At 70.7% G+C, this 25,790-nt stretch carries 28 protein-coding genes and 1 pseudogene; 23 read left to right on the top strand and 6 right to left on the bottom strand.

The genetic code is table 11. The features are described 5' to 3' along the window. Window positions 1–385 precede the first annotated feature (385 nt). Both ACWDNU_RS37995 and ACWDNU_RS37990 read left to right on the top strand, forming a co-directional pair. Entirely contained in the window at window positions 386–1,114 is a 729-nt protein-coding gene (locus tag ACWDNU_RS37995) for an alpha/beta fold hydrolase (protein ID WP_449672405.1), read from the top strand. A 265-nt stretch (window positions 1,115–1,379) separates the two neighbouring features. After that, window positions 1,380–1,667 (top strand): hypothetical protein, encoded by a 288-nt coding sequence (locus tag ACWDNU_RS37990; protein WP_449672404.1) that lies wholly within the window; start codon window positions 1,380–1,382, stop codon window positions 1,665–1,667. A 4-nt stretch (window positions 1,668–1,671) separates the two neighbouring features. Here the strand turns inward: ACWDNU_RS37990 and ACWDNU_RS37985 are convergent, their stop codons facing one another. Beyond that, window positions 1,672–2,886, bottom strand: coding sequence for an FAD-dependent oxidoreductase (locus ACWDNU_RS37985; protein ID WP_449672403.1), 1,215 nt, complete (start codon window positions 2,884–2,886; stop codon window positions 1,672–1,674). Between the two features lie 85 nt (window positions 2,887–2,971). Between ACWDNU_RS37985 and ACWDNU_RS37980 the strand changes: the two genes are divergently transcribed. Next, entirely contained in the window at window positions 2,972–3,970 is a 999-nt protein-coding gene (locus ACWDNU_RS37980; RefSeq protein WP_449672402.1) for a helix-turn-helix transcriptional regulator, read from the top strand. On the opposite strand, the gene ACWDNU_RS37975 is transcribed toward ACWDNU_RS37980, so the two are convergent. Next, a complete protein-coding gene (locus tag ACWDNU_RS37975; RefSeq protein WP_370937164.1) occupies window positions 3,948–4,580 on the bottom strand; it encodes a TetR/AcrR family transcriptional regulator in 633 nt (210 codons plus the stop codon). The genes ACWDNU_RS37980 and ACWDNU_RS37975 overlap by 23 nt on opposite strands. Window positions 4,581–4,670: 90 nt before the next feature. On the opposite strand from ACWDNU_RS37975, the gene ACWDNU_RS37970 reads away from it, so the two are divergent. The 6 genes from ACWDNU_RS37970 (at window position 4,671) to ACWDNU_RS37945 (ending at window position 11,160) form a co-directional block, all read left to right on the top strand. Beyond that, window positions 4,671–6,215 (top strand): AMP-binding protein, encoded by a 1,545-nt coding sequence (locus ACWDNU_RS37970; RefSeq protein WP_449672401.1) that lies wholly within the window; start codon window positions 4,671–4,673, stop codon window positions 6,213–6,215. 11 nt (window positions 6,216–6,226) lie between these two features. Next, window positions 6,227–7,417 carry an acyl-CoA dehydrogenase family protein gene (locus ACWDNU_RS37965; protein ID WP_449672400.1) on the top strand — a complete coding sequence of 397 codons (1,191 nt, stop codon included), beginning with the start codon at window positions 6,227–6,229 and terminating at the stop codon, window positions 7,415–7,417. Next, on the top strand, window positions 7,414–8,736 hold the full coding sequence (locus tag ACWDNU_RS37960) for an MFS transporter (protein WP_449672399.1): 1,323 nt from the start codon (window positions 7,414–7,416) through the stop codon (window positions 8,734–8,736). The genes ACWDNU_RS37965 and ACWDNU_RS37960 overlap by 4 nt, the downstream gene beginning before the upstream one ends. Next, entirely contained in the window at window positions 8,733–9,893 is a 1,161-nt protein-coding gene (locus ACWDNU_RS37955) for a serine hydrolase domain-containing protein (protein ID WP_449672398.1), read from the top strand. Before ACWDNU_RS37960 ends, ACWDNU_RS37955 begins: the two co-directional genes overlap by 4 nt. A gap of 41 nt (window positions 9,894–9,934) precedes the next feature. Further along, window positions 9,935–10,504: a TetR/AcrR family transcriptional regulator gene (locus tag ACWDNU_RS37950; protein ID WP_449672408.1), complete on the top strand. Its 570-nt coding sequence runs from the start codon at window positions 9,935–9,937 to the stop codon at window positions 10,502–10,504. 98 nt (window positions 10,505–10,602) lie between these two features. Next, window positions 10,603–11,160, top strand: a complete 558-nt coding sequence (locus ACWDNU_RS37945) for a hypothetical protein (protein ID WP_449672397.1) — start codon at window positions 10,603–10,605, stop codon at window positions 11,158–11,160. Here the strand turns inward: ACWDNU_RS37945 and ACWDNU_RS37940 are convergent. From ACWDNU_RS37940 to ACWDNU_RS37925, 4 genes are all read right to left on the bottom strand, one after another. Then, window positions 11,147–11,416 (bottom strand): metal-sensitive transcriptional regulator, encoded by a 270-nt coding sequence (locus ACWDNU_RS37940; RefSeq protein WP_370937158.1) that lies wholly within the window; start codon window positions 11,414–11,416, stop codon window positions 11,147–11,149. The genes ACWDNU_RS37945 and ACWDNU_RS37940 overlap by 14 nt on opposite strands. 194 nt (window positions 11,417–11,610) lie before the next feature. Beyond that, window positions 11,611–12,195, bottom strand: coding sequence for a mycothiol-dependent nitroreductase Rv2466c family protein (locus ACWDNU_RS37935; protein WP_449672396.1), 585 nt, complete (start codon window positions 12,193–12,195; stop codon window positions 11,611–11,613). Beyond that, on the bottom strand, window positions 12,192–12,569 hold the full coding sequence (locus tag ACWDNU_RS37930; protein WP_449672395.1) for a DUF302 domain-containing protein: 378 nt from the start codon (window positions 12,567–12,569) through the stop codon (window positions 12,192–12,194). The genes ACWDNU_RS37935 and ACWDNU_RS37930 overlap by 4 nt, the downstream gene beginning before the upstream one ends. Window positions 12,570–12,845: 276 nt before the next feature. Next, on the bottom strand, window positions 12,846–13,283 hold the full coding sequence (locus ACWDNU_RS37925) for a DUF6292 family protein (RefSeq protein ID WP_449672394.1): 438 nt from the start codon (window positions 13,281–13,283) through the stop codon (window positions 12,846–12,848). Window positions 13,284–13,661: 378 nt separating this feature from the next. Here ACWDNU_RS37925 and ACWDNU_RS37920 point away from each other — a divergent pair, with 378 nt between their 5' ends. The 14 genes and pseudogenes from ACWDNU_RS37920 (at window position 13,662) to ACWDNU_RS37855 (ending at window position 25,689) form a co-directional block, all read left to right on the top strand. After that, the gene (locus ACWDNU_RS37920; protein ID WP_449672407.1) at window positions 13,662–14,657 is read left to right on the top strand and encodes a zinc-binding alcohol dehydrogenase family protein; all 996 of its coding nucleotides are present in this window, start codon (window positions 13,662–13,664) and stop codon (window positions 14,655–14,657) included. 327 nt (window positions 14,658–14,984) lie between these two features. Next, on the top strand, window positions 14,985–16,109 hold the full coding sequence (locus tag ACWDNU_RS37915; protein ID WP_449672393.1) for an acetate/propionate family kinase: 1,125 nt from the start codon (window positions 14,985–14,987) through the stop codon (window positions 16,107–16,109). Then, window positions 16,075–16,473, top strand: coding sequence for a hypothetical protein (locus ACWDNU_RS37910; RefSeq protein ID WP_449672392.1), 399 nt, complete (start codon window positions 16,075–16,077; stop codon window positions 16,471–16,473). The genes ACWDNU_RS37915 and ACWDNU_RS37910 overlap by 35 nt, the downstream gene beginning before the upstream one ends. Continuing rightward, entirely contained in the window at window positions 16,470–16,622 is a 153-nt protein-coding gene (locus tag ACWDNU_RS37905; RefSeq protein ID WP_449672391.1) for a hypothetical protein, read from the top strand. Before ACWDNU_RS37910 ends, ACWDNU_RS37905 begins: the two co-directional genes overlap by 4 nt. Before the next feature lie 396 nt (window positions 16,623–17,018). Further along, entirely contained in the window at window positions 17,019–18,032 is a 1,014-nt protein-coding gene (locus ACWDNU_RS37900; protein WP_449672390.1) for an Acg family FMN-binding oxidoreductase, read from the top strand. Next, on the top strand, window positions 18,029–18,907 hold the full coding sequence (locus ACWDNU_RS37895) for a universal stress protein (protein WP_449672389.1): 879 nt from the start codon (window positions 18,029–18,031) through the stop codon (window positions 18,905–18,907). The genes ACWDNU_RS37900 and ACWDNU_RS37895 overlap by 4 nt, the downstream gene beginning before the upstream one ends. Before the next feature lie 109 nt (window positions 18,908–19,016). Beyond that, on the top strand, window positions 19,017–19,415 hold the full coding sequence (locus ACWDNU_RS37890; protein WP_449672406.1) for a DUF6010 family protein: 399 nt from the start codon (window positions 19,017–19,019) through the stop codon (window positions 19,413–19,415). 79 nt (window positions 19,416–19,494) lie between these two features. Beyond that, a pseudogene (locus ACWDNU_RS37885) lies at window positions 19,495–19,776 on the top strand (CBS domain-containing protein); the annotation flags it as partial. An 88-nt stretch (window positions 19,777–19,864) separates the two neighbouring features. Beyond that, a complete protein-coding gene (locus tag ACWDNU_RS37880) occupies window positions 19,865–20,101 on the top strand; it encodes a BON domain-containing protein (RefSeq protein WP_449672388.1) in 237 nt (78 codons plus the stop codon). 25 nt (window positions 20,102–20,126) lie between these two features. Beyond that, window positions 20,127–20,456 (top strand): CHAD domain-containing protein, encoded by a 330-nt coding sequence (locus ACWDNU_RS37875; RefSeq protein WP_449672387.1) that lies wholly within the window; start codon window positions 20,127–20,129, stop codon window positions 20,454–20,456. Window positions 20,457–20,550: 94 nt separating this feature from the next. Continuing rightward, entirely contained in the window at window positions 20,551–21,165 is a 615-nt protein-coding gene (locus tag ACWDNU_RS37870; RefSeq protein ID WP_449672386.1) for a CBS domain-containing protein, read from the top strand. Then, window positions 21,162–22,061, top strand: coding sequence for a universal stress protein (locus ACWDNU_RS37865; RefSeq protein WP_449672385.1), 900 nt, complete (start codon window positions 21,162–21,164; stop codon window positions 22,059–22,061). Before ACWDNU_RS37870 ends, ACWDNU_RS37865 begins: the two co-directional genes overlap by 4 nt. Beyond that, on the top strand, window positions 22,058–24,418 hold the full coding sequence (locus ACWDNU_RS37860; RefSeq protein WP_449672384.1) for a phosphoketolase family protein: 2,361 nt from the start codon (window positions 22,058–22,060) through the stop codon (window positions 24,416–24,418). The genes ACWDNU_RS37865 and ACWDNU_RS37860 overlap by 4 nt, the downstream gene beginning before the upstream one ends. Window positions 24,419–24,702: 284 nt before the next feature. Then, window positions 24,703–25,689, top strand: a complete 987-nt coding sequence (locus ACWDNU_RS37855) for an Acg family FMN-binding oxidoreductase (protein WP_449672383.1) — start codon at window positions 24,703–24,705, stop codon at window positions 25,687–25,689. The last annotated feature ends 101 nt before the right edge of the window (window positions 25,690–25,790 follow it).

Genomic DNA, 25,790 nt, shown 5'->3' with positions numbered 1-25,790 from the left:
GGGTGCTTGTCAAGGCGGGAAAGATGCCTTGACAAGCACCCCCGAACCGCAGGGACGCTTTATATCGGGGTGCGGGGGAGGGGCTGGGTGCACCTCGAGTTGGGTGCGCTGGTGCGGGTGGGTGGGTGGTGTGGGGGCCTGGTTGGTTAGGCGCGCTGGCTGCGGTTTCGGGTGGGGTTAGCGCCCAATGTGGCATTGGGGGCAGCGGCGGCGGCAGTGGTGGGCGGGTGGTCTGTGTAGGGCTCCTTGAGGGAGTCTGATTCCGTGAAGGGGCTCCTCACGAACGACGGCGGGTCGTGAGGGGAACCCTGAGGGAATCAGAGTTCCTCAGGGTGGCCCTCACGGAACGCTGGACCAGGTCGCAGGTTTTGTCTACGATTGTAGAATGACTTCCGCGTTTCCGGTCACTCGCACGCTTTCCCATCGGCCTGTCACGGGGCCTCCGGTGGTGCTGATTCATGGGTTCGCGTCTTCGGCCGCGTGCGATTGGCCCGCGGAGTACTGGGCTGATCCGTTGGCGGCCGCGGGGCGGGAGACGATCGTGGTGCATCTGCCTGGGCATCCTGGCGGGCCCAAGGTCAATGAGGCTGGGGAGGTCACCGCGACTCGGGTCGTGGACGCGTTGGCGGAGTGTGCGGGGGCGGAGGAGGTCGACGTCGTCGGGTATTCGCTCGGGGCGCGGCTCGCGTGGGATCTTGCTTCGCATCCCAAGGTTTCCGTGCGGCGGTTGGTGCTCGGTGGGTTGAGTCCGCAGGAGCCGTTCGCGGCGGTGGATCTCGTGGCCGCGCGCCAGGCTGTCCAAGGTGGACCGTCGCCGGACGATCCGTTGACTGGGGCGATTACTGCCATGGCGGCGGCGGGGGACGCTGGGTCGTTGTTGAATCTCGTCGAGGGGTTGGCTAGCGAGCCGTTCGATCCGGGGGCGGGGGTTCCGTCGGTGCCGACGTTGTTCCTCGCGGGGCGGCAGGACTTCATGGCGCACGGGATCGAGCAGTTGGTCGCGCGGGTGCCGGGGGCGCGGTTGCGGCAGGTCGCGGGGGATCACCGAGGGGCGTTGGTGGGGGTCGAGTTCCGGGAGGCGGTGTTCGACTTCCTCGGGGCGGAGACTGTCTGACGGGGGTGTCGAAATGGCCTCGGCGGCGCAGTCGTGCCAGCCTGGGGGCCATGACGACACCGGCGCAGCTCCGCAGAACCGCCCTGTCCTACCCGGAGACGGCCGAGCTCGACGTTGACGGCACGGTCGCGTTCACGGTGCAGGGCAAGGAATTCGCTGCCCTGCGACCGGACCGCCAGGTCGTGCTCCGGATGACTGCGTCCGATGCGGACGAGATGCGCGGGGAACACCCGACCGCGCGCCGGGTCGCGCGGGCCGGGTCCGGTTGCCGATCGGGGACCTCAACGGCCAGCAGCTCAACCACTGGGTGCGCCGGGCGTGGCTGGCCCGGGCGCCGAAGCGGTTGGCGGCTCCGGTGGCTGCTGCGGGGACGGCCGTGGCGGGGGAGGTCGGCGACTTGCCCAAGGCGATCGGGAGTCCGGCTACGCGGGCGTTGCACGGTGCGGGGATCACGACTTTGGCGCAGACGGCCGAATGGACCGACGCCGAACTGCTGGCGTTGCACGGCGTCGGTCCGAAGGCGGTGCGGCTGCTTCGGGAGGTGCAGGGCTGAGCCCTCAGCGGCGCAGTCGGGCGGCTGTGGCCAGGAGCGGCGTTAGTGCGGCGGTGGCTGCGGCCCCAAGTGGGGTGTCGGTGGCGAGGATCCATTTGACCGTCTTCATCGCCAGGGTCAGGACTTCACCGCCGCGTTCGCGCATTTCGGCTTCGAACCGTGCGACGGCGGTGGTGCTGTCGGTTTCGGACAGGTGTTTGACCAGGCTGGCGGCGTCGCGAATCGCTGCGCCTGCGCCCATTCCGGCGGTGGGCGGCGTGGCGTGGACGGCGTCGCCTAGAGCAGTGATTCGGCCGGTGGGCCAGGGGGCTAGGTCGGCCGATCGGGTGGAGGCGGCGTTGAAGCGGAAGGCGGCGACGCTGTCCGGATCGGCCTTCGCGATGACTTCGAGGGTGCGCTCGGCCCAGCGTCGGTTGCGGAACGTCTCCAGGATCGCGGTCTGCAGTTCGCCGCCCCGGAGAGCGCGCAAAGCGTCGGTTGCGGCAGATTCGGGGAGCATCGCGCCCCAGATGTAAGTGGGGCCAGTGGTGACGGACATCCGCAGTTCGGGCGCGTCGAGTGCGGCATTGCCGACCGGGTCCAGGAAACCGACGTACAGCGCGGCGCCGTGCGGGGCGATCGCGGTGCCGGAGCGCGAGCGCAAGCGTTCCTGTTCGGGGAGGCTGAGGTCTCGGCGGAGGGTGCGGCCGGAGAAACCTATGATGCCTACCGGACGGTTGGTCGGGCCGCCTGCGAGGTGCCGCGCGACTACCGAGTGGGCGCCGTCTGCGCCGACTACCAGGTCTGCTGAAACCGGGGCACCGTCGGAGAAGAGGACCTGCGGGCCGTCGTCGCTGACGTCGGAGACGGTGCGTCCCAGGTGCAGATCGTCGCCGACAGCTTCGGCCAGCAGGGTGCGCAGGGTGATTCGGTCGACGTCCACGCTGCCGCTGCCGCTCAGATCGGGGCCGTGTCCGAGGAGTCGGCCGCGGCGGTCCCAGAATGCGTCGCGTTCGCGGAGCCGCAGGGCCGAGCCCGACGCGAGCAGCCGTTGCATGATCTTTGGTTCGACCAGTTCTGCCAGCGCTGACTGTGCCCGGTCGTCCAAGGTGATGTGGTAACCGCCGGTCGCTGTTACGTCGGTGTCGCGGTCGAACACCGTCACTTCGAATCCTCGGCTGCGCAATCCCGCGCCCAACGCGAGACCGCCGATTCCGCCGCCGACCACCACTACCCGCATGCCTGACTGTCCTTCCGCTCTTTCTGGAACGGACCCCACCTTGCCCGGGGTAGTGGACATCGAGTGGCCAGTACATGATGGGACGATGGCGAACACCTCGCACCGGGCGCTCCGGCTGCTGTCACTGCTCGGCTCCGGACGGGTGTGGCCGCTGCGCGAACTCGCCGCGCGGCTCGAGGCCAGCGAGCGCACTGTCCGCCGCGACATCGAGACCCTGCGCGGACTCGACTACTCGATCGAAACCGTGCACGGTCCCGACGGCGGCTACCGGCTCGGTGCCGGAAACACGTTGCCGCCGTTGCTGTTCGACCACGGCCAGGCCCTCGCGGTCGCGGTGGCGTTGCAAACCGCGCCCAGCACGATGTTCGGCTTAGGCGACGACTCGGCACGGGCATGGGAGACGCTGCATCAGGTCATGCCTCCCGCGCTGCGGGCGTCGATGGAATCCCTGCGGCTGACCCGGCTGCGGAACTACTGGGAATTTCCCGGACCGCCGATCGATCCAGCGGCTCTCACCGCCGTCGGAACCGCGGTGCGGCATCGCCGAGTGCTGGTCGCCGAGACCCTGCGCCCGGACGGAACTCGCGCCGATCCCAGTGACACGGATTTCCTGCCACCGCACCGGATCGAGCCGCATCACCTGGTCGTCTGGGCCGCCCGGTGGTATCTGGTCGCATACGACCGCACGGACCGGAAATGGCGAGTGCGGCGGGTCGACCGGCTGCAGGTTCGCCCGACCACGCAGCAGTTCCCGGCCCGCGCGCTGCCTGCCGACGATCTCGCGCAGTTCGTGATGAGCACCCACGATCGCGGAGACACCCCCGCGGAGTGGGAGTGCACCGGATCCGCGCGGCTCAATCTGCCCGCGGCCGTCGTGGCGCGCTGGGCTCCGGGCGGCTCGGTGGTGGAAGACCTCGGTGCCGACCACTGCCGGCTCACGCTCGGGGCCTGGTCCTGGGCCGGGATCGCGGGCATCCTCGCCACTTTCGACGCCGAAACGACCGACGTCCGTCCGGCTGAACTCGTTGCGGCGTGCCGAGAACTCGCCCGGCGATGGGCCGCTATGGGGACTCGGGTCCGGTAGGAGCGGGATCGGGCGGATCGCCCTCGAACCCATTGGCCCAATACCGCCCGCGCAGCGAAAGATTCTGCAGCATCCCGGTGGCCTCTTCCGCCGACATCGGCGCGGGGTCGGTTTCGAGCCACCACCGCAGCACGGCGAGCTGTTCCCCGACCCACGCCCTCGCCAGCACGCCGAGGTCGATGCGCGGGGTCACGTCGTGGTGATCGGCCCGGGACTTGAACACCGCGCGCACCGCGTCCGTCCGCGCGTCGGTGAACTGCCGCAGCGCCCTGCCGTCGCCCTCGCCGCGCAGGATGAGCAGGTAGAGGTCGCGGTTCTCGCGGGCGTGCCGGAACAGTTCCAGCGCCGGTTTGCCGGTGTGGCCCACCGAGGACGCCGGGACCAGCGGGCGCAGCCGTTCGTCCAGGTCCTCCTGGAGTTCGGCGACGACGTGCCGCAGCAGCGCGTCCTTGTCCGGGTAGTGGCTGTAGAACGTCGCGCGGCCCAGGTCGGCCCGTTCGGTGATGTCCTCCACCGTCACGTTGGCGTATCCGCGTTCGAGCACCAGCGACACCAGAGCGTCGCGGAGCAGGCCGCGCGTGCGGCGCGTCCGTCGGTCAGTCGTCGGCATGGGCGCGAGTGTAGCGAACTGTTGACACCGCGACCGTTAATAGACACAGTGTTCAGCATTGGTCAGTCTGACGGAACCAAGGGAGTCGCCGTGAACCTGGGCAGCTACGTCACCCGCGCCAGCACGTTCTGGCCCGATCAACAGGCGCTGGTGTGCGGCGAGCGGCGGTGGAACTACCGCGAGCTGGAGGAGCGGACGAACCGGCTGGCGTCCGCGCTGCTCGCGTCCGGCGTCGAGCCCGGGCAGGCGGTGGCCACCTTCTCCGGCAACAGTGCGGAGCTCGTGGAGACCGAGATCGCTTGCTACAAGGGCGGTTTCCTGCGCGTGCCGATCAGTGCGCGGCTGTCCGCGGGCGAGGTCGAGCACATCCTGGCCGACGCGGACGTGCGGGTGCTGCTGCTCGATGCCGAGCACGCCGACGCGGCACAGAAGGCGGCCACCGGGACCTCATGTGAGCTGATCGACTACGACGGCCGCACACCGGATGTTCGCGCGTACACCGACGTGCTGGCGGCGGGATCGCCGGAGCCAGTCGCGATCGAGGTGGATGCGGAAGATCCGTCGGTCCTGCACTTCACGTCGGGATCCACCGGGAAGCTCAAGGCGGCGGTGCAGACGACCGGGAACCGGCTGGCGAACATGCGCAAGCGGCTGATGAGTCCGGAAGGCGCGCCGTCCGCGGCGGAGCGGTACCTCGCGGCGGGGCCGATCACACACGCTACCGGAATGGGTTTGCTGGCAGCGTTTTCGCGGGGCGCGACCGCGGTGGTGCTGCCGCGGTTCAGCGCCGAGGAATTCCTGCGTGCGGTCGAGAAGGAGCGGATCACTTCGACGTTCCTGGTGCCGGTGATGCTGAACATGGTGCTGTCCCATCCCGCCGTCCACACCGCGGACGTGTCCTCGCTGCGCTGCCTGCGGGTGGGCGGCGCGCCGGTGTCGCCGCAGCGGCTGCGCGACGCGGTGGCGGCGTTCGGTCCCGTGGTGATGCAGGGGTACGGCCAGGGCGAGACCACCAGCGGCGTCACGGTGCTGACCTGTCAGGACGTGGTGCGCGGGATCGAGGAGGACCCGGAACTGCTGTCCTCGGCCGGTCGGCCGTTGTTCGACTCCGAGGTCCGGGTGGTCGACGACGAAGGAAAGCCAGTGCCCGCCGGGGAACTCGGCGAGGTGGTGGTTCGCGGGCCGGACTGCGTGACGGAGTACTGGCACGAACCGGATCTGTCCGCGGAGACGTTCCGCGACGGCTGGGTGTACACCGGCGACATCGGCTACCTGCGCGCCGACGGCTATCTGTTCATTGTGGACCGCAAGAAGGACATGATCATCTCCGGCGGCTACAACATTTTCTGCACCGAAGTGGAATCCGTGCTCTACGAGCATCCCGCCGTTTCCGAGGCGTGCGTGGTGGGCGTGCCCGACGAGCAGTGGGGCGAAGCGGTGAAGGCGGTCGTCGTCCGCCGATCTGACATCACTGCCGAGGAGCTGATCGAGTTCTGCGCGGAACGGCTGGCGCGCATCAAGAAACCGCGTTCGGTGGATTTCGCCGACGAACTCCCGGTGAACCGCAACGGCAAGATCGACCGGCGCGCGGTGCGGGACCAGTATTGGGCGGGCGAAGCCCGGAAAGTCCACTGAGGAGGCCCGGCATGTCCTTCACCCTTACCCCGGCTTACGACGACAATCCGCGACTGGCGAAGCTGGTCGGCCGATTGCGCGAATACCTGTCCGGCGAACTCGCCGATTACGAAGCCGCTCTCGGGCTGACCCCGGAGACCCCGTTGACCCGGGCCATGATCGAACCGGTGTGGAAACGCTGCCGGGAGCTGGGTTTCTACGGCGTCCACCTGCCCGGCGAGTACGGCGGCCTCGACCTGAGCTACACCGAACTGGCCGCGCTCAAGGAGGAAGTCGGCGCGTCCGGCCGCATCCTCTACCACTGCGTCCTGGGCGATTTGGGCGGCCCGCTGCGCGCTGGCGCGATCTTCACGACGGCCACCGAAGACCAGCGCGAGCGGTACCTGCTGCCAGTGGTTCGCGGGGAACGCGCGTGCTGCTTCTCGCTCACCGAGACCAATGCCGGGTCCGATGTCCGGGCCATGCACACCACCGCGACCCCGGACGGCGACGGCTGGCGGATCACGGGGCACAAGGTGTTCTCCTCGGCCGGTCCGATCGCGGACTTCTCCGTGCTGGTCGCCCGGATGGCGGGGGAGGGCGAGAGCTACTCGGCGTTCCTGGTCGATCTGGACTCGCCGGGCTGCACCGTCGCCGACGGCGAGGTTCCGATGTCCGGCCAACACATCGAGTCCGACATCATCCTCGACAACTGCTATGTCGGCCCGCGGCAACTGCTCGGCCAGGTGGGCGACGGGTTGCGCATCGGGCTCGGCCGGGTCACCACCAACCGGCTGCTGCACTGTCCGACGGTGCTCGGCCACGCCCGCCGCGCGCTGGAGCTCACCATCGAATTCGCCCGCACCCGCCAGGTTTTCGGCGGCCCGCTGGCGGCGCTGCAGTCGATCCAGCACAAGATCGCCGACATGGCCACCGCGTACTACGCCGCGCGCGCCATGACGTACGACGCACTGTCCGAATTGGACTCCGGGAGCAAACCGAGCACGGAGGCGTTCATGTGCAAGCTGTTCGTCGCGGAGAACGCCTTCCGCATCGCCGACGAGGCGGTGCAGATCCACGGCAAGGCCGGGCTCGTGCGCGGGGCCGAGGTCGAGTGGCTGTTCCGCCGCCTGCGGATGTTCCGGGTGCTGACCGGGTCGTCGGAGATCCAGAAGAACGGCATCGCCAAAGCTCTGCTCCTGCCGTCCGGGACCCAGCGATGAAGCCCGCGGGCACTCGGCCGCGATCGGCCGCGCCGACGGACGGCGTTGCCGGGAGCAGTTGGCTGCGCCGCTGGTCGGTCGTGGCGATGCTGCTGCTGTTCATGCTGATCAACTACGGCGACAAGGCCGTCCTCGGGCTGGCCGCGCGGCCGATCATGCACGAGTTCGGGCTGAGCCCGTCGCAGTACGGCCTGCTGTCGAGCGCGTTCTTATTCCTGTTCAGCGTGTGCGCGCTGGCGGTCGGGTTCGCGTCGAGCCGGATCTCGACGAGGTGGATCCTCCTGGCGCTCGCGCTGGTCTGGGCGGTGACGCAGGTGTCCGTGGTCGCCGCGAGCGGGGTCGGGCTGCTCCTGATCAGCCGGATCGTGCTCGGCGCCGCCGAAGGGCCCGCGCAGCCGATGGCGCTGCACGCCGCCTACAGCTGGTTTCCCAACGCCAAGCGCAACATCCCGAGCGCCCTGATCGTCGGCGGCGGCGCGCTGGGCGGGGCGATCGCGACCCCGCTGCTCACCCTGGTGATTGTGCACTTCGGCTGGCGCGCGGCGTTCCTGGCCATGTTCCTGGTCGGCTGCGTCTGGTGCCTGCTGTGGCTGGTGATCGGCCGCGACGGCCCGGTCGACCACGCTCCGGCGGGTGCGGCGCCGGTCCCGGCCAGCCGGGTTCCGTACCGGCGGATCCTGCTGTCCGGAACGTGGCTCGGCGGGTTCACCGGCGCGTTCGGCGCGTACTGGACGTCCACGCTGATGGTCGCCTGGCTGCCGTCCTACCTCGAAATGGCGCTCGGCTACAGTGCCGGCGAGGCCGCCGCGATCACGACGATTCCCTGGGTGGCCGGGCTGGTCCTGACCTTCACGCACGGCGCGATCACCCAATGGCTGCTGCATCTCGGCGTGCCCAGCCGGATCGCCCGCGGCATCCTCGGCGGCTGCGTGCTGATCCTGGCGGGCTTGGCGATGGTGTTGCTTCCGACGGTCACGCAGCCCGCGCTGCGGATCGTCCTGATCGCCGTGGCGTTCAGCTTCCACGGTGTCACTTTCGCCAACGGCCAGACGGTCAACAGCGAGATCAGCCCGCCCGCGCAGCGCGGCGCGGTGCTGTCGGTGAGCGTCGCGCTGGTCACGATCGCCGGGCTGCTCGCGCCCTACCTCACCGGTCGGCTCGTCGAGGCCGCCGACGGACCGGCCGCCGGTTTCGCCACCGCCTTCGCCATTCCTGGCGGCCTGATGATCGCGGGCGGGCTGGCCGCGCTGTTCTTCGTCCGTCCCGAACGCGACGCTCGCCGCATCGCGGCACTCGCCGTAGTCAAGGAGAAACCGTGACCAGCCCGTACACACTGGACAATGCTTACTGGAGCCGCGGCTACGTCGATCCGGCGTTCGTCCGATTCGGCATGACCCGGGCCAGGGAAACCGGCCCGACCCGGCGGGTGTGGCGCGGCTCCGGCCGGCGCTGGGACCTGCCCGAGGAGCCGCACGACCTCGACAACCTGCTTGTCGGGCCGTTGGAGGTCAAGCTGACCGAGTTCCTGGCCAGCGCCGAAACCGACGCGATCCTGGTGGCACACCGGGGACAGATCGTGTACGAGCGGTACTTCCACGGCATGCGGCGCCGCGACGTCCACCTGTCCGCGTCGGTCGCGAAGTCGTGGACCGGACTGCTCGCCGCGATGCTCCTGGACGAAGGCGTACTCGACGCTGATCAGCCACTGGCCCACTACGCTCCCGAACTCGCCGGTACCGCGTTCGGCGACGCCACGATCCACCACCTGCTGCACATGGGCACCGTGATGGACTACGGCGGACGACCGTTTTGCAAACCCCTTGAGGCACAACGGTATTTCGCCGCCGTCGGCATCGTGCCCCGGCCCGCTGGCTACACCGGCCCGACGAGCGTCAAGGAGCACCTCGCCACCGCGCAGGCCGTCGCACCTCCGGGTTCGGAATTCCGCTACGACAACGGAAACACCGAGGCCGTCGCGGAAGCCCTCCGCCGCGTGACCGGGGTCAGCCTCGCCGATTTGTGGAGCGAACGAGTCTGGTCCCGCTTGGGCGCGGACGAGGACGGGGCTTACTGCCTGGATCCCACCGGCACGGAGATCGCCTGCGGCCGCTACAGCGCGACCCTTCGCGACCTTGCCCGGACAGGGGAGATGCTCCGTCGCGGCGGCGCGATCGGTGACCGGCAGATCGTGCCGGAACGCGTCGTCGCCGATCTGACCAACGTGCCGCCCGGCCCAGCGCAGCGCGCCTTGCCGACCGGTGCCGCTCGCCCGATCGGCTACCACAATTTCTGGTGGGTCACCGACGACGGCCACGGCACCTTCGGCGCGCGGGGCATCCACGGCCAGCGCCTGCAGGTCAGTCCGGCGCGGGAGCTGGTCATCGCGCACTACGGATCGCACGTGATGTCGCCGTCGGTTCCGGTGCCGCCGCTGGAGGCGGTGTTCGCCCAGATCGGCGACCACCTGGCGGGGTAATGCGGCTCTGCTAGCGTTGCCTTGTGGTGCAGAAGGTCCAGGTGTCCGAAGCGCGGTCGAGGCTGCTCGCGACGGCCACCCGGATCTTCTACGCCGAAGGCCTCCATTCGGTGGGGATCGACCGGATCGTCGCGGAAGCGAAGGTCACCCGGGCCACGCTGTACCGGCATTTCCCCGGCAAGGAAGACCTCGTCGTCGCGTACCTGCAGGGCGTCTCCGAGATGGAGCGCGACGGGATCGGCAAGATCCTCTCCGACCACCCGCCCGCGGCCGACGCACTGCGCGCCATCGCCGGATTCATCGCGGAGAGCATCCAGTCCGCGCACTTCCGCGGCTGCGCTTTCCTGAACGCGGCGGCGGAGTATCCGGACCCCAACCACCCGGTGCACCAAGCGGTCCTGGCGCACCGGGAATGGTTCCTCCGCACGATCACGGACTTGCTCGCACAAATCGGCGACACTCCGCCGGAGCCCGCGGGACGGCATTTCGTGCTGCTTCGCGACGGTGCGATGGCGTCCGGCTGCCTGACTGACTCGGCTGCGGTGGGCGAGACGTTCCTTCAGGGCGTCGAGGGCATCCTGCGGTTCCGCCTCGGCTCAGCGGCGACGTAACACTTCGGAAAGACCCACTCTCTTGACGTTGGCCAGGGCGTCCCGACAAGCTCAGAGAGACAGAACGTTCGTTCTACCTGAGTTTCGGAAGGATCACCGTGACCATCGTTGACAAGCCCGCCGCCGACAGCGCGGCCCCGTTGCGTCGGCTGTATTTCGTCCGGTTCGCGTTCGCCGTCGTCTGGGCCGCGCTGTTGTTCCTCACCTCGAAGTCGCACGTCGGCCCGATCGGGATCGTGCTTGTCGTCGGGTATCCGCTGTTCGATGTCGCCGCCGCGATCGTGGACGCGCGCTCTTCCCGTGCCGCCGGGTTGTACGCGAACGTCGCGATCAGCCTGCTGGCGGGGATCGGCATCGCGGTCGCCAGCGCGTCCGGTGTCCCGGCGGTGCTGCGGGTTTGGGGTGCTTGGGCCGTCGTCGCCGGTTTGGTTCAGTTGATTGTGGCCGTGGGCAGGCGCGGGATGGGCGGCCAGTGGCCGATGATCCTCAGCGGCGGCATCTCCGTGCTGGCCGGGGCGAACTTCATCCTGAGCGCGGGCGCGTCGAATCCGTCGCTGGCGACTGTGGCCGGATACGCGGTGCTGGGCGGGATCTTCTTCCTGGTTTCGGCGATCCGGCTCGGCCGCGCCGGCGACGCTCAGCTCAGGCGAGCGTGAGGAAGAGCTTCTCCAGCTGTTCCTCGGTCATCTCGGTCTTGTTGCCTTCGCCGTCCGCGGAGACGCATTCGCGCAGGCCGCTGGCGATGATCTTGAATCCGGCCCGGTCGAGCGCGCGGGAGACCGCCGCGAGCTGGGTGACCACGTCCTTGCAGTCGCGGCCTTCGTCGATCATCGAGATGACCCCGGCTAGCTGGCCTTGCGCGCGGCGGAGGCGGTTGCGCACCTGGGTGACGGTGTCCTGGTCGCCGATCATGAGGTCCTCTTCCTTGGAGTTCGCAGGGGTTCAGGAGCGGCGCCACGGCCACGAGCGCGGCGGCCGCGGTTCGGCGGGATGTCCGGGGCACCACTCATCGGCGGGGACATTCGCCTTGACCTGGTCGACGTGCTGGCCGCATCCGGCCCAGGTCGTTTTGCCGCACGTGCGGCACGAAACGGGACGGCACATGGTCATCCTTCCGGGATTGTCGGCGCGCCGACGCGGGGCCGGCGGAGTTCGGCGAACGCGGGGACGGCCGCGGTCGCGCGCAGGGCGTCGAAGAGGGCGCGTCCTTCGGCGGGGGAGGGCAGTTCGGTGAGCACCGGGCCGAAGAACGCCCGGCCGTCGATCTCGATGATCGGGCTGCCGCCGGTTTCGCCGAGCGCGTCCTGGCTCGCCCGGTGCGCGCTGTGCACGGCCGGGTCCGCTTCGGAGGAATCCGCTTGGCTCGCAAGCTCTTCCGGCAGATCCGCCTCGCGCAAGGCGGCGCGGAGCACCGCGTCGCCGACTGGTTGCCGCTGCTCGTGGACACGGCGGGCGAGCGCGACGTGGAACCGGGCGGCGGCGGCCGGGTCCTCGATCGCGGCGCGGACCCGGCCCGCGTGCAGCGAGTCCTCGACGCGCTGGCGGTGCGACTCCGGCACGGTCTGTCCCTCGTTGAGGACGGCGAGACTCATCGGCCGCATCGAGAACTCCGCGTCGGCGTCGGCGAGCCAGCGGTACGCGAGCCAGGCGAACGGGCAGACCGGATCCCCGTAGAGCACCACGTCGGTCATGCCAGCTCCCGGTCGAGTGCGTCGAGTGCGGATTCGAGCCGTGCGGAGGCTTCCGCGGCGACCTCGGCCATCATCGCGGGATTGATCGCCTCGACGATCGTGCCCCCGGTCGCGTTCTCGCGGACGACTACGTTGCAGGGCAACAGCAATCCGATCTCGCGGGTCGCGGTCAGCGCACGGTGGGCGAGCGGCGGATTGCACGCGCCGAGGATGGTGTAGCGCTCCATCCGCTCGTCGAGCTTCTCGCGCATGGTCGCCTGCACGTCGATCTCGGTCAGCATGCCGAAACCGGCGCCGGCGAGCGCGGTGCGCGTCTTGGCCATCACGTCGTCGAAACCCGCGTCTCGGTAGGTGCGGGACAAGCTCAGCTGCACGGTTGCTCCTTTCCTCGGGATCCACGATACCCCCGGGGGCATTGCGCATGCCCCCGGGGGTATCTGACGAGTAGGAGTCGCCGTCGGCGGCAGGGCGTGCGGCAGAGGTGGCGGGGTTGCCTTGGCCGATGCACTCGGGCGGGAAGGCGTTCTGCCGCACCGGGTCTGGCCGCGGACACGGTGGTGCTCGCGCTTGCGACAACTGTTTCTGCGGCTGCCCGGACAACGCGGTGCGGAAGCTCGACCCCGGCTACGAGATCGGTCTTCTGAGCGCGCTCAGCCGAGCAAGTCCTGGTGCGCCCGGTAGCCGAGAAGGCGGGCGATCAGGTCGGCCCGCTCGCTGCTCAGGTCCGGCGGCGCGGGCGGGGGCGTGCGCCGGGTCCGGCCGCGGACCGCGCGGACGAATTCCCGGACGCGGGAAGGCGACGGCACCAGCTCGCCGCCGAGGTAGGCGACCACGAGCAGGTCTTCGCCGGAATGGGTTTCGATGGTGAACGACCAGCCGTGGCGCTCGTCCCACACCAGGGCCGTGTCGCGTCCTGGATGGACGGCGAGCTGTCCGTCGAGCGCGAGGTACGCCGACATCGGCGCGTCGAGATCCATCGTGCAGGACTCCGGGCCGACGCCGGCCGCGGCGCTCACCGCGTCGAGATAGGCGCTCATTCCGCAGAGCAGGCGGTATTCGTGGTCGGCGGTCAGCGGCTGGAGGGTCATCGATTCTCGTTTCTGCTGCCGCGTGGAACGGCGGATCGCGGGGTGCCAGCCGGTTCCGGCTCGGGCGTTCGCCCGGCTCTGGAGGGAGTTCTCGCCGGATGCCCGGCCCGCCGGTTCGCGGCGGCCGGGTCTTCGGCGGCTCTCGGCTGCCCGCTTCAGGCTGCGCTCCGGCCGGATGCCGGGACTAGGGCCGAAGGTCACCGGCTCCGGCCGTTGTGGACGGACGGGTGCCCGGGTGCGCCCTGCCGTCGTGACGTTCCCGGGGAGAGAAGAGCCGAACGTCCCGGGCGGGCGGGACCTGCGGACGTCGCTCGGCACCGGGCGCGGCGACATCCTGGACGGGCACTCCGGGCGAGAGGAGCCGCGATGACGGTGGAAATGCGGGCCTGGCGGGTGCGCGCGCCCGGTCCGATGGCGGGCGGGCCGATGGTGCGGGAACGGATGCCGGTCCCGGTGCCGCGAGAGGGCGAACTGCTGGTGCGGGTGCGCGCGTGCGGGGTGTGCCGCACCGATCTGCACGTGGCGGAGGGCGATCTTCCGGTGCACCGGGCGGGCGTGGTGCCGGGGCACGAGGTTGTCGGCGAGGTGGTCTCGCCGCGGGCGGGCGGATTCGAGCCGGGGGACCGGGTCGGCATCGCGTGGTTGCGGGGCACCTGTGGCGTATGCCGTTATTGCCGGTCTGGCAAGGAGAACTTGTGCCCGGAGTCGAGGTACACCGGCTGGGACGCCGACGGCGGCTACGCGGAGTACGCCGTCGTCTCGGCGGCGTACGCACATCAGCTGCCTGTTGGGTACTCCGACGAAGAGCTGGCCCCGCTGCTGTGCGCGGGAGTGATCGGCTACCGGGCGTTGCGGCGGGCCCAGGTCCCGGACGGCGGGCGGCTCGGCATTTACGGTTTCGGCGGCAGTGCGCATCTTGCGGCGCAAGTGGCGCTCGCGCGCGGGGCGACGGTGCATGTGCTGACCCGCGGTCCCGAAGCGCGGAAGCTGGCGCTCGAACTCGGTGCCGCTTCGGCGGGAGACGCGGCCGAGGCGCCGCCGGAACCGCTGGACTCGGCGATCCTCTTCGCCCCGGCCGGGGAACTGGTGCCGGTCGCGCTCGCGGCGTTGGACCGCGGCGGCACGCTCTCGATCGCGGGCATCCATCTCTCGGACATCCCGGTGCTGGAGTACCAGCGGCATCTCTTCCAGGAACGGCAAGTGCGCAGCGTCACCGCGAACACGAGGGCGGACGCGCGGGAGTTCCTGGAGTTCGCGGGAGCGCACCAGCTGCACGTCCGGACGATGTCCTACCCGCTGTCCGCGGCGGCGGATGCGCTGACGGATCTGGCCGCGGACCGGGTCACCGGAGCAGCTGTCCTGCACGCGGAGTGACACAGTCCACAGTGGACCGGAGCGGAACCGCCGGGGAGACGTCATGACATGGTGGCGGAAACGGCCGCCGGGCGAAACGCTGCTGCTCGCCGCGGTGGCCGCGTTCGCGTTGGCGCCGGCGGCCCGGTGGGACCAAAGACTCCGCCGGCGCGGACGTCCGCCCGCAGCGACCGCGGTTCGCGCAGCCTTAGCGTCGCTTTCAGGACGAGTGGCTCTCGGCCGGACGGCTGTGCCGCGCTCGACGTCCGGATCCGGCTGGAGCGCCGGAAGCCCGCCGATCCGTACCTGCGCAAGCTGTCCGGCTGACCGAACGCGAGGAGAACCCCAGTGCGAATCCTGACGTTGAACCCTGGTTCGTCCAGTTTGAAGGCCGCGGTCGTGCACGAGGGCGCCGCGGTCGGCTGGGCCGCCTGGCAGAGCGGGATGTCCCGTGCGGTCGCCGACGCCGTGGAGCGCTGGCCGCGGCCGGACGCGGTGGCGGTGCGGTTCGTCCATGGCGGCGCGCAGAAGAAGCCGGTTCTGGTGACCGAGCGGGTGGTCGCGAACCTCGAGCGGCTCGTTCCGCTCGCTCCGATCCACCAGCCCTTCTCGCTGGAGGTCACGAAGCAGGTCCGGGAGCTGCTGCCCGGTGTGCCGGTGGTGGCCTGCTTCGACACGGCGTTCCACGCGGACCTGCCCGAGGCGGCCGCGCGCTATCCGCTGCCGCGTGAGTGGACGCGGCAGAACCGGTTGCGCCGTTATGGTTTCCACGGGTTGTCGGTGCGGTACGCGGTGCACCGGGCCGCGGACCTGCTGCGCCGGCCGGTCGATGGGCTGCGGCTGGTGTGCGCCCATGTCGGCGCCGGGGTGTCGGTGACCGCCGTGCGCGGCGGGCGGAGCGTGGACACGTCGATGGGGTTCACCCCGCTGGAGGGGCCGGCGATGGCCACCCGGTCCGGTTCGATCGACCCGGGATTGCTGCTGCACGTCATGAAAACCGCGCCGATGGGACCCGACGAACTGGCCAATGCGTTGTGCCACCGGTCCGGGCTCGCCGGGATGAGCGGGACCAGCGGCGATCTCGGAGAGGTGCGAGAGGCCGTCGCGGCCGGGAACGTCGACGCCGCGCTGGCGGTCGACGTCTACGTCCACCGGCTGCGCCGGGAGATCGGTGCCGCCGCGATGAGTCTCGACCGGCTGGACGCGCTGGTGTTCACGGGCGGAGTCGCGGAGCACCAGCCGGAGACCGTCGCCGAGGTCGCGCGCGGTCTCGGCGTGCTGGGGCTGTGCGTGGGGCCGCTCGAACGCGTCGATGGCGATCGCGTGATCAGCGGGCTGGATTCGGCGGCGCCGGTGCTCGTGGTCCGCGCTCGTGAAGATCTGGAACTAGCCCGCGGCGCGGAAGCCGTGCTGGCGGACCCGGGAGGTGAACCGAGCCGTGCACGTCTTGCTGACCGAAGCGAAGTTCGGTGATTGCGACGCGCTTTACCAGCCGTTGCGGGACAACGGGTGCCGGGTCAGCCGGTGCCACACGCGGGAAGGGTTCTGCCTCGCCCTCGGGCCGGGCACAACGTGCCCGCTCGACGACCGCGCCGATCCGCCGGTGCTCGCCGTGGACGTCCGCGGTGCCGGGGACGAGATCACGACGCGCGAGTTCGGGATCGTGTGCGCGCTGCGGGCGCTCGTCCCGGTGGTGCTCGTCCCGCCGGAACCGGGGCTCCCGGTGACGGTGCGCGCCGGGCTGGCGCACCGGGTCACGGTGACCGACGCCGAGAGCCTGCTGGCAACCTGCCGGGAAGCGGCTTCGATCCCGAAGCCTGCCGGAGCGGCGAGATGACCGGCGTCGCGTTCGCCTGGGACCATTCCGCGCGGGCGGTGCTCGTGGACGACAGCTTCGGCCCGAAGGACCGAGGCCAGGCCTTTTCGCCTCTTCGCGCCGCCGTCGCGGCTGGGCGCGAGCGCGGGGCCGGACGGCTGCCGACGTGATGCGCACCCCGGCGCCGCACCAGGCCGGACAGCCGCCGGTCGTCCGGCATCCGGCGCCCTCCTGGCGGCAGACGCGCTCGCGCACGCCCGGATCGGTGAAGTCGAGGAAGCCCAGGTCCACGGGCTTCTTGAGTTTCCACGCCCGGTCCCCGGCGAAGAAGACCGCGCCGCTGTGCGTTTCCCGTACTGCGGCCCACGGTTCGGATTCGGTCATGCCGCCCACCCTCGCGGGCGCGTGGGCGGGCGGGAAAGCGCGCTTGGTCCTCCCGGCGGTGCCGTTGGACCCGGCCGCCCAGCCGGTGACGTTGGTCCCTTGACCCGGTGGCTTGCGGCCGGAGCGCGGAGGGGGCCGTCCGGGGTTGGCTCAAGGTGTTCGCTACGACAGGAGTGACCGCTATGGAGAAGACAGCCGCGGCGACCAGCTCCTGGTCCGCCGAGTGGACGCTCGCCGAAGCGGAAGTGCTGGGTCGCTCAGTCCTGCGCGCCCCCTCGGTGCACAACACACAGCCTTGGCGGATCGAATTGGCCGACGGTGCGGTCCTGCTGCGGGAGCACACCGACGGCACCCTCCCACAGCGTGATCCCCGCCGCCGTGACCTGGCGATGTCGTGCGGAACGGCGCTCGCGAACCTCGAGCTGGCCGTGCGGGTCCTCGGCCGCCGGGCCGAAATAGCGGTATTGCCGGACCCGGAGCAGCCCGACCTCGTCGCACGGGTCGAGGCGGCGGAGCCGCTGTCGCCGACTGACCAGGAGCTTCAGCGCTACGGGGCGATCATGGTGCGGCGGAGCCACCGCGGGGCGTTCACCGGGCTGCCGGTCAGCGCGCAGCAGACCGCCCGGGTCGTCGCGGCCGCGGTGACGACGGGCGTCGAGGCGACCCGGCTGGGCGGGACGGAGCGGATGGCGAGGTTCTTCGAACACGCTGCCCGCGCGCTCCAGGACGACAGCGCTTACCAGCGCGAGCTCGAGCTCTGGACGATCCGGGACGAGGCCGCGCACCGGCACGGCGCGGGAATCCGGTTCTCCGCGCTGCCGCCCGGAGAAGTCCCGTGGGCCGGGCTGGTGCGCCGGGCGACGGTCATACCGGATTCGGTCTTGCTGCGGGAACGGCTCGAGGCCGAAACCCTGCTGTTGTTCACGACCGCCGACGACGCGCGCGTCAACCACATCCGCGCCGGTTACGCACTGGAGCGCTGCTGGCTCGAGGGGGTCACCCTCGGCCTTGCCGGCGCGGTGCTGACGCAGCCGTTGCGGGTGCCCGAGGTGCGTTCGGCGTTGTGCGAGGACTACCAGCTCGCCGGGTTCCCGCAGGCGCTGCTCCGGCTGGGGCGGTCGACCCGGGTGGCACCGTGGAGCCTGCGCCGCGGCGTGGCCGAAGTCCTCGGCGAGAAGTGGTGGGAACGGCGATGAACACGGACCCGGTGCTGGTCGGGGTCGACGGGAGCGAGTCCGCCGCGGCGGCAGCCCGGTGGGCGGCGCGCGAGGCAGTCGTGCGGCACGTGCCGCTGACGGTCCTGGTGGCGTTCGGGTTCGCGGACGGCAGCTTCGCCGGTGGCCGGTACCCGCCGGTGGACTGGCTGGAGGCGAAGGAAACCGCCGCGGAGGAACTGCTGCAGACCGTCCGGGACGACCTCGCGGAGGTTGAGCCGCGCGTCCGGATCGCCGTCGAGACCAGCCCGGCAGGTCCCGAGGTCGCGCTGCGGGAAGCCTCGGCGAAAGCGCGGCTGCTGGTGCTGGGAGAACCGACCGGCACGCTGTCCGGGCTGCTCGCGGGCTCGCCGGACATCGACCTGGCCGCGCACGCGCATTGCCCGGTCGTGGTCGTCCGGGGCACGGTCCGCCCCGAGGGCCCGGTCGTCGTGGGCGTCGATGGAAGCCCGCTCAGCGACGCGGCGATCGGCTGCGCTTTCGAGGAGGCCGCGGTGCACGGCGTGCCGCTGGTAGCGCTGCACGCGTGGCTCGATGCCGACCGCGCCCGGCTGTTCGGCGACCGCGATTTTCCTTTCGAGGCAAGGGAAGCCGAGCACCGGCTGCTGGCGCAACGGCTGTCCGGCTACCGCGCGCTCTATCCGGACGTGCGGGTCGAGAAGATCGTGGAGCAGGACCGGCCGCGCGACCGGCTGATCGAATGGAGCTCCCGGGCTTCGCTGGTGGTGCTGGGCAGCCGCGGGCGGGGCGGGTTCACCGGGATGGTGCTCGGGTCGACGAGTCACGCGCTGCTGCACCACGCCGAATGCCCGGTGCTCGTCGTGCGGGCCGGGACCAAAGCCGCCGGAGATCGGTGAACACAGCACCGGAGTCCGCGGGCACGGTGCGCTGTTGGCGGGAAACCGGCGGAAATTGGCTTTCTGGCGGGTTATGCACTCGGGCCCGCCGTCCTAGCGTCGGATTGTGATCATTGTTTCCGCCGTTCTCGTCGGCATTGTCTACACACTGCTCAACTCGTTCCTCGCCGAGCCGCAGCGCCGAAGTTTCAACGCGATCATGGTCGCTGGCGCCGGAGCCGCTTACCTGAGCAGCGGCGCTTTCGGCCCCGTGGAACTGGTTTTCACCGCCGCGGTGACCTACTGCGCCTACCGCGGCCTGAAATCCTGGGCGTTCATCGGGATCGCCTGGCTCCTGCACACGGCCCTCGATGTGCTGCACCACCTCAAGGGCGCGCCGATTCTCCCGTTCGCGCACACCTCGTCGCTGGGCTGCGCGATCTGCGACCCGGTCATCGCCGTCTGGTGCTTCACCGGAGGACCGTCGGTCAACGACGTTCGCACGAGACTGGTCTCGGTACGGGCCTGACCTCGTTCTGCCACCGAGGACATTGGTCCTTCGCGCCGATGACTCCGGACCGACGTGCCGGGGCGTTTCCCCTGCGGTGATGACCGCCCGCCCGGCCCGCGTGCGGGCCGAGACGCCGGTGAAGGAAATCGCCGCCATGCTGGCCAAGGAAGGGATCAGCGCGGTCGCGGTGGTGGACCACGCGGGGACGCTCGTCGGCGTGGTGTCCGAAAAGGACTTGCTGCCGATGCTGCGAGGCGGTCATTTCCCGTGGTGGCGCCGGAGGGAAGCGCGGCAGGCCGAGGGGCGGAGCGCGCGCGAGGTGATGACGAGTCCGGTCGTCACGATCGATGCCGACGACACTGTGTCCGCGGCGGCCGCGAAGCTGGAGAAAACCGGGCTGCGGCGGTTGTTCGTCGTGACCGACGGCCGTCCGGTGGGGGGTCGTCACCCGGCGCGACGCGCTGCGCGTGCTGACCCGGCCGGACCCCGAGATCGAACGGGACGTGGTGACCGGCGTGCTGTACGAGACGCTGCACCTCGGCCCGGACCGCGCCCGCGCCATGGTGCGCGCCGGAGTGGTCACCGTCGCCGGGCGCGTGGAGCGGCGCAGCGAGATCGCCCCGGTCACCCGGCTGATCGAAGCCGTCCCCGGCGTCGTCGCGGTCTGCAACGGCCTCGACTACGTGTGGGACGACGTCGCCTGACACGGGTGGCCGGGAAACGTGCTTCTTGAACAAAGCGCTGGCGCACAAGGGAAGCGAGCACGGCGACCGGCGGCGAAAGCGCCTCCGGTACGCGGTCGAGGCGGCCGCCCCGGCCCTGCCGGTCGATCGGGCCGAGGTGCTGAAGAGCTTGCGAGGCTTGCAGGAACTGCTGGGCGAATACCAGGACGCCATGGTCGCGCAAAGCAGGCTGCGGGAGCTCGTCGAGTCCGGAGAAGCGTCGAGGGCCCACGCCCTGGTGCTGGAAGCCGAGATCCGCTGCGCCGGCCAGTGCGCCGAGCAGCTGCCCGCCGCGTGGCGCAAGGCGTACCGGCAGCTGGCCCCGCTGCTGCGCTGAGGACGTTGGTCCTTCCCGCCGGTGACTCCGGACCGGCGTGCCGAAGCGGTTCCGTTGCCTATTTTCGAATCAGCACAAGGAAAGGACGGACTTGATGCGCGCACGCGATCTGATGTCCGCACCGGTCGAGACGGTGCATCCGTGGACGCCCGCCAAGGAGGCGGCGGAAATCCTGTCCGAGCACGGGTTCACCGCGCTTCCGGTGGTGGACGACGACGACCGACTGATCGGCATCGTCACCGAGGCTGACCTGATCCGCTGCCGGATCCCGGTGGACCCGCGGTCGGAGTACCGGCACCCGTACCACCCGGGCGCGATCGACACGACCGTCGGCGCGGTGATGACCTCTCCGGCGACCGCGATGTCGTCCGGCACCGACGTGGCCGATCTGTGCCAGGCACTGGTGGACGCGCGGATCCGGGCGATGCCGATCGTCGACGGCAGCCGGGTGATCGGGATCGTGACGCGCGGCGACGTCGTGCGCGTGCTCGCCCGGGAAGACCAGGCGATCGCCGCGGACGTGCGGCACCGGCTGGAGATCTACGGCGGGACCGGCCGCTGGAAGGTCGAGGTGCACGACGGGATCGTGCGGATCGCCGACCTCTTCGACGACGAAACCGATCGCCACGTCGCGACGCTGCTGGCACTGGCGGTGCCCGGCGTGGTCGGAGCGGACACCGTGTCCGCGGAACAGGAGGTGGGAAGATGACTGACCAGACCCGCACGGTGCTCGTCGGAGTCGATGGTTCGGAGGGGTCGGCGGACGCGGTCCGCTGGGCCGCCCGGCTTGCCTCGGCACGCGATCTCGAACTGGAACTCGTGCATTGCCTGCAGCTGGCCGGGCTCGTGTACGGGGGCGGTCTCGCCGGGAGCGAGGTGCTTTTCGAAGGCATCCGGGAGGGCGGCGAGCGGATCGTGGCCGAGGCGCGCGAACTGGCGCTTTCGGTGGATGCCTCGCTGGAAATCGACAGCGAAGTGCTGACCGATTCGGCAGCGGCCCTGCTGATCGCCCGTTCTCACCGATCCCGGATGGTCGTGCTCGGCCGCACCGGGACCGGCGGATTCACCGGCATGCTCGTGGGAGCCACGACCGCGGCGGTCGTCAGCCACGCCGGTTGCCCGGTGGCGGTGATCCGCGGCAAGCACGGCGACGGACCGGTTCCGGAGGACGGACCCGTGGTGGTCGGCGTCGACGGCGGCCCGAACAGCGAGGCGGCGATCGAGGCGGCGTTCGAGGAGGCCAGTTTCCGGCAGGTCCCGCTGGTCGCGGTGCATGCCTGGGTCGACGTGGTCTACGACTCGACCGACAGCACGGCGCGGCTGATGCCGCAGTGGGAAACCTTGCAGCCGACCGAGGAACGGCTGCTGGCGCAGCGGCTCGCGGGCTGGCAGGAGAAGTACCCGGACGTCGAGGTGCGGCGGAAGCTGGCCCGGGACCGGCCGCGGCACGTGCTGCTCGACGAATCCGACCGGGCGCAACTGCTCGTCGTCGGCAGCCGCGGGCGGGGCGGGTTCGCCGGGATGCTGCTCGGGTCGACGAGCCAGGCGATGGTCCACCACTCGTCCTGCCCGGTGCTCGTGGTCCGCCCGGAGTGGAAGCAGTGACCGCGACCGAGATCCCCGTCGCGACGCTCACCGAAGAGGAACTGGCGCAGGTCGACGCCCAGTGGCGAGCCGCGAACTACCTCGCGGCGGGCCAGATCTACCTGATGGGCAACCCGCTGCTGCGGGACCCGCTGACCGCCGCGCAGGTGAAACCCCGGCTGCTGGGGCACTGGGGCACCTCGCCCGGCCTGAACTTCGCCTACGCCCACCTCAACCGCGCGATCCTGGCGCACGACCTCGACGCGATGTTCGTGACCGGGCCGGGGCACGGCGGCCCGGCGCTGCTGGCGAGCACCTGGCTGGAGGGCAGCTATTCCGAGCTGTGGCCGGAGGTTTCGCGGGACGAGGAGGGGATGGACCGGCTGTTCCGGCAGTTCTCGTTCCCCGGCGGGGTGCCGAGCCACGTGTCCCCGCACGTGCCCGGATCGATCCATGAGGGCGGCGAACTGGGCTACTCGCTCGCGCACGCGTTCGGCGCCGCGTTCGACAACCCTGGCCTGCTCGTCGCCTGCGTCGTCGGCGACGGCGAGGCGGAGACCGGTCCGCTGGCGGCGAGCTGGCAGGCCAGCCGGTTCCTCGACCCGCGCCGCGACGGCGCGGTGCTGCCGATCCTGCACCTGAACGGCTACAAGATCGCGAATCCGACGGTGCTGTCCCGGATCCCGCCGTCCGAATTGGACTCGCTGCTGCGCGGCGCGGGCTGGGCTCCGGTGTACGTCGAGGGCGACGAGCCCGCGACGATGCACCAGGCGATGGCCGCCGCTCTGGACGCGGTGGTCGCGGACTTGGCGGTGCTGCGTCGCGACGGCGCGGGTGCGTGGCCGATGATCGTGCTCCGGTCGCCGAAGGGCTGGACCGGACCGGCCACAGTGGACGGTCAGCAGGTCGAGGGAACCTGGCGGGCGCACCAGGTCCCGCTGACCCGGGTGCGCGAGGACCCGGCGCACCTGCGGCAGCTGGAGAACTGGATGCGGTCCTACCGGCCGGAGGAGTTGTTCGACTCCGCGGGCCGCCCGGTCGCGGCGGTCACCGCCCTGATCCCGCGCGGCCCCCGGCGGATGGGCGCGAATCCGCACGCGAACGGCGGCGTGTTGCTGCGTCCGCTCTCGCTTCCGTCGGTAGCCGAGCACGCTGTGCAGGTTTCCGCGGCAGGAGAGCGGGCTTCGGAACCGACCCGCGCGCTGGGCCGTTTCCTGCGGGAAGTGTTCCGCCGCAATGCCGAACGCGCGAACTTCCGGCTGTTCGGCCCGGACGAAACCGCGTCGAACCGGCTCGACGCGGTGTACGACGTGACCGCGAAAACCTGGGAGCTGCCGACCGGCCCGCCGGACGACCGCCTCGCGCCGGACGGACGCGTCATGGAGGTGCTCTCGGAACACCTGTGCCAGGGCTGGCTCGAGGGCTATCTGCTGAGCGGCAGGCACGGGCTGTTCTCCTGCTACGAGGCGTTCGCACACATCGTCGACTCGATGGTGAACCAGCACATCAAATGGCTGCGCGTGCACCGCGAGATCCCGTGGCGGCGGCCGGTGGCGTCGCTGAACTACCTGCTGACCTCGCATGTCTGGCGACAGGACCACAACGGGTTTTCCCATCAGGACCCGGGTTTCGTGGACCACGTGGCGAACAAGGCCCCGGAGGTTGTGCGGGTGTACTTCCCGCCGGACACCAACACACTGCTGGAAGTGGCCGCGCAATGCCTGCGCAGCCGGGACCTCGTCAACGTGGTCGTCGCGGGCAAGAACGAAACCCCGGACTGGCTCGACGCGGAGGAAGCCGCCCTGCATTGCGCGCGGGGCCTCGGAATCTGGGAATGGGCCAGCACCCACGCCGACCGCGAACCGGACGTCGTGCTCGCGTGCGCGGGCGATGCGCCTACTTTGGAAATCCTTGCCGCGGCGGCGATCCTGCGCGAGGAACTGCCTTCACTGGCGGTCCGCGTAGTGAACGTGGTGGACCTGATGCGGCTGCAGCCGGAAGCGGAGCACCCGCACGGACTGAGCGACTGGGAGTTCGACGCGCTGTTCACCCCGGACCGGCCGGTGATCTTCGCCTATCACGGGTACCCGTGGCTGATCCACCGGCTCGCCTACCGCCGGACGAACCACGCCGGACTCCACGTCCGCGGCTACACCGAACACGGCACTACGACCACGCCGTTCGACATGCTGGTGCGCAACCGGACGGACCGCTTCCAGCTGGTGATCGACGTGCTGGACCGGGTGCCGGGCCTCCTCGCGACGACCGGCCCGCTGCGGCAGCGGATGACGCGCACGCAGGAACGGCACCGGCACTGGATCACCGAGTACGGCGAGGATCTGCCCGAGGTGCGGGAGTGGCGGTGGTGGAGCCGGTGATCTTCGGCGCGGGAGGAGCCGCCGCCCGCGCGGCAGCCCGGCGTCGGCCGCGGCACGCTTCCGGTGCGGGCACCCGGTTTCGGCGGCCCCGTCGTCGCCTCGGCTGCCGCTGGGCGACCTGCTCCGCCTCGACGGTCCCAGCCGCCCCGAATAACCCCCCGGCCGGCCCAGCCGAGCACCGTGGTCAGGGCCGTTGGTCCCTCGAATTCGGGACAGGCTCCGCTACTTCGCGAGGGCCTCCGGAAGCGACGCTCGGTTCAGTGCCCCCTCACCCGGAGACTGCCATGAACGTTTTCCTGCCCCTCGCCGTCGACCAAGCGCTCGCCGCCGCGGTGCGCGCTCCGTCCCCGCAGAACACCCAGCCGTGGCGGTTCGTCGTCGACGGGCCTCGGATCGAGGTGCGGCTGGACCGCGAACGCGTCCTGCCGGTCGCCGACCCGGCCGGGCGCGAGGCGCGGCTGTCCTGCGGGGCGGCGGTGTGCAATCTGCTGCTCTCCTTGCGGGTGAACGGCGTTCGCAGCCGGGTGCGGATCGTTCCGGACGAGGCCGACCGCGATCTGCTGGCGGTGGTGGCGATCGAGGGCAACACCCGTCCGTCCACCGTGGACCGTCGGCTCGCCGAAGCGATCTTCCGGCGGCACACCAACCGGCGGCCCTTGTCCGACCGGGGAGTGCCGGTGTCCGTGCGGTCGCTGCTGCGCTCGGCCGCGCTGGGCGAGGGCGGCCAGCTCGAGTTCCTGGACGCTTCGGGCCGCTACGCGCAGGTGTCCGCGCTTATCCGGCGGGCGGAAACCGAACAGGCCACGGACGTGGCATTCCGGGCCGAGGCCGCGAAGTGGACGGGCCGCGAACCGGACTCCCCGGACGGCGTGCCCACCGCAGCGTTCGGGCCGCCCGCCGACGTGCCGGGCGTGGTGTCACTCCGCGCGTCGCACGAGAACCAGTCGATTCCGCCGCGGCAGTTCGAGCAGGACCCGGTGCTGGCCGCGGTGCTGACGCGAGACCAGGGGACCGCGGCCGAGGTCCGCGGCGGGATGATCATGGAGCGCGTCCTGCTGACCGCTACCGCCGAGGGGCTGGCGACGTCGTTCCTGTCCCAGCCGTTCGAAGCCCGGTCGACGCGGGCGCGGCTGCTGGAGGCGTTCCGCGGGCTCGGACAGGTGCACACGCTGCTGCGCGTCGGGTACGGGCTGCCGACTCGGATGACCGCGCGGCGGCCCGCTGCGGAGGTGACGACGGTGCGGAGCGCGCCGGAAGTCCCGGCGCTGTGACCTACTTGCCCAGAGGCGGCGGACGCCGGTTTGTCGTACGTGAGGGGAACCCTGAGGGAATCAGATTCCCTGAGGGTTCCCCTCACGTACGTTGGCGGTGC

Source organism: Amycolatopsis sp. NPDC003676 (genome assembly GCF_053587275.1).
Note: the sequence above shows the minus strand (reverse complement) of the source record. Positions and strands in the feature narration are given on the sequence as shown.

What these genes read in the sequence shown, in the direction of transcription:
- ACWDNU_RS37925 (WP_449672394.1), bottom strand. Translation starts at nt 13,283, where the DNA reads ATGACCCTCCAGCCGCTGACCGCCGACCACGAATACCGCCTGCTCTGC.
- ACWDNU_RS37900 (WP_449672390.1), top strand. Translation starts at nt 17,019, where the DNA reads ATGGAGAAGACAGCCGCGGCGACCAGCTCCTGGTCCGCCGAGTGGACG.
- ACWDNU_RS37920 (WP_449672407.1), top strand. Translation starts at nt 13,662, where the DNA reads ATGCGGGCCTGGCGGGTGCGCGCGCCCGGTCCGATGGCGGGCGGGCCG.
- ACWDNU_RS37975 (WP_370937164.1), bottom strand. Translation starts at nt 4,580, where the DNA reads ATGCCGACGACTGACCGACGGACGCGCCGCACGCGCGGCCTGCTCCGC.
- ACWDNU_RS37940 (WP_370937158.1), bottom strand. Translation starts at nt 11,416, where the DNA reads ATGATCGGCGACCAGGACACCGTCACCCAGGTGCGCAACCGCCTCCGC.
- ACWDNU_RS37965 (WP_449672400.1), top strand. Translation starts at nt 6,227, where the DNA reads ATGTCCTTCACCCTTACCCCGGCTTACGACGACAATCCGCGACTGGCG.
- ACWDNU_RS37985 (WP_449672403.1), bottom strand. Translation starts at nt 2,886, where the DNA reads ATGCGGGTAGTGGTGGTCGGCGGCGGAATCGGCGGTCTCGCGTTGGGC.
- ACWDNU_RS37865 (WP_449672385.1), top strand. Translation starts at nt 21,162, where the DNA reads ATGACTGACCAGACCCGCACGGTGCTCGTCGGAGTCGATGGTTCGGAG.
- ACWDNU_RS37855 (WP_449672383.1), top strand. Translation starts at nt 24,703, where the DNA reads ATGAACGTTTTCCTGCCCCTCGCCGTCGACCAAGCGCTCGCCGCCGCG.
- ACWDNU_RS37935 (WP_449672396.1), bottom strand. Translation starts at nt 12,195, where the DNA reads ATGACCGACGTGGTGCTCTACGGGGATCCGGTCTGCCCGTTCGCCTGG.
- ACWDNU_RS37870 (WP_449672386.1), top strand. Translation starts at nt 20,551, where the DNA reads ATGCGCGCACGCGATCTGATGTCCGCACCGGTCGAGACGGTGCATCCG.
- ACWDNU_RS37995 (WP_449672405.1), top strand. Translation starts at nt 386, where the DNA reads ATGACTTCCGCGTTTCCGGTCACTCGCACGCTTTCCCATCGGCCTGTC.
- ACWDNU_RS37960 (WP_449672399.1), top strand. Translation starts at nt 7,414, where the DNA reads ATGAAGCCCGCGGGCACTCGGCCGCGATCGGCCGCGCCGACGGACGGC.
- ACWDNU_RS37905 (WP_449672391.1), top strand. Translation starts at nt 16,470, where the DNA reads ATGACCGGCGTCGCGTTCGCCTGGGACCATTCCGCGCGGGCGGTGCTC.
- ACWDNU_RS37980 (WP_449672402.1), top strand. Translation starts at nt 2,972, where the DNA reads ATGGCGAACACCTCGCACCGGGCGCTCCGGCTGCTGTCACTGCTCGGC.
- ACWDNU_RS37895 (WP_449672389.1), top strand. Translation starts at nt 18,029, where the DNA reads ATGAACACGGACCCGGTGCTGGTCGGGGTCGACGGGAGCGAGTCCGCC.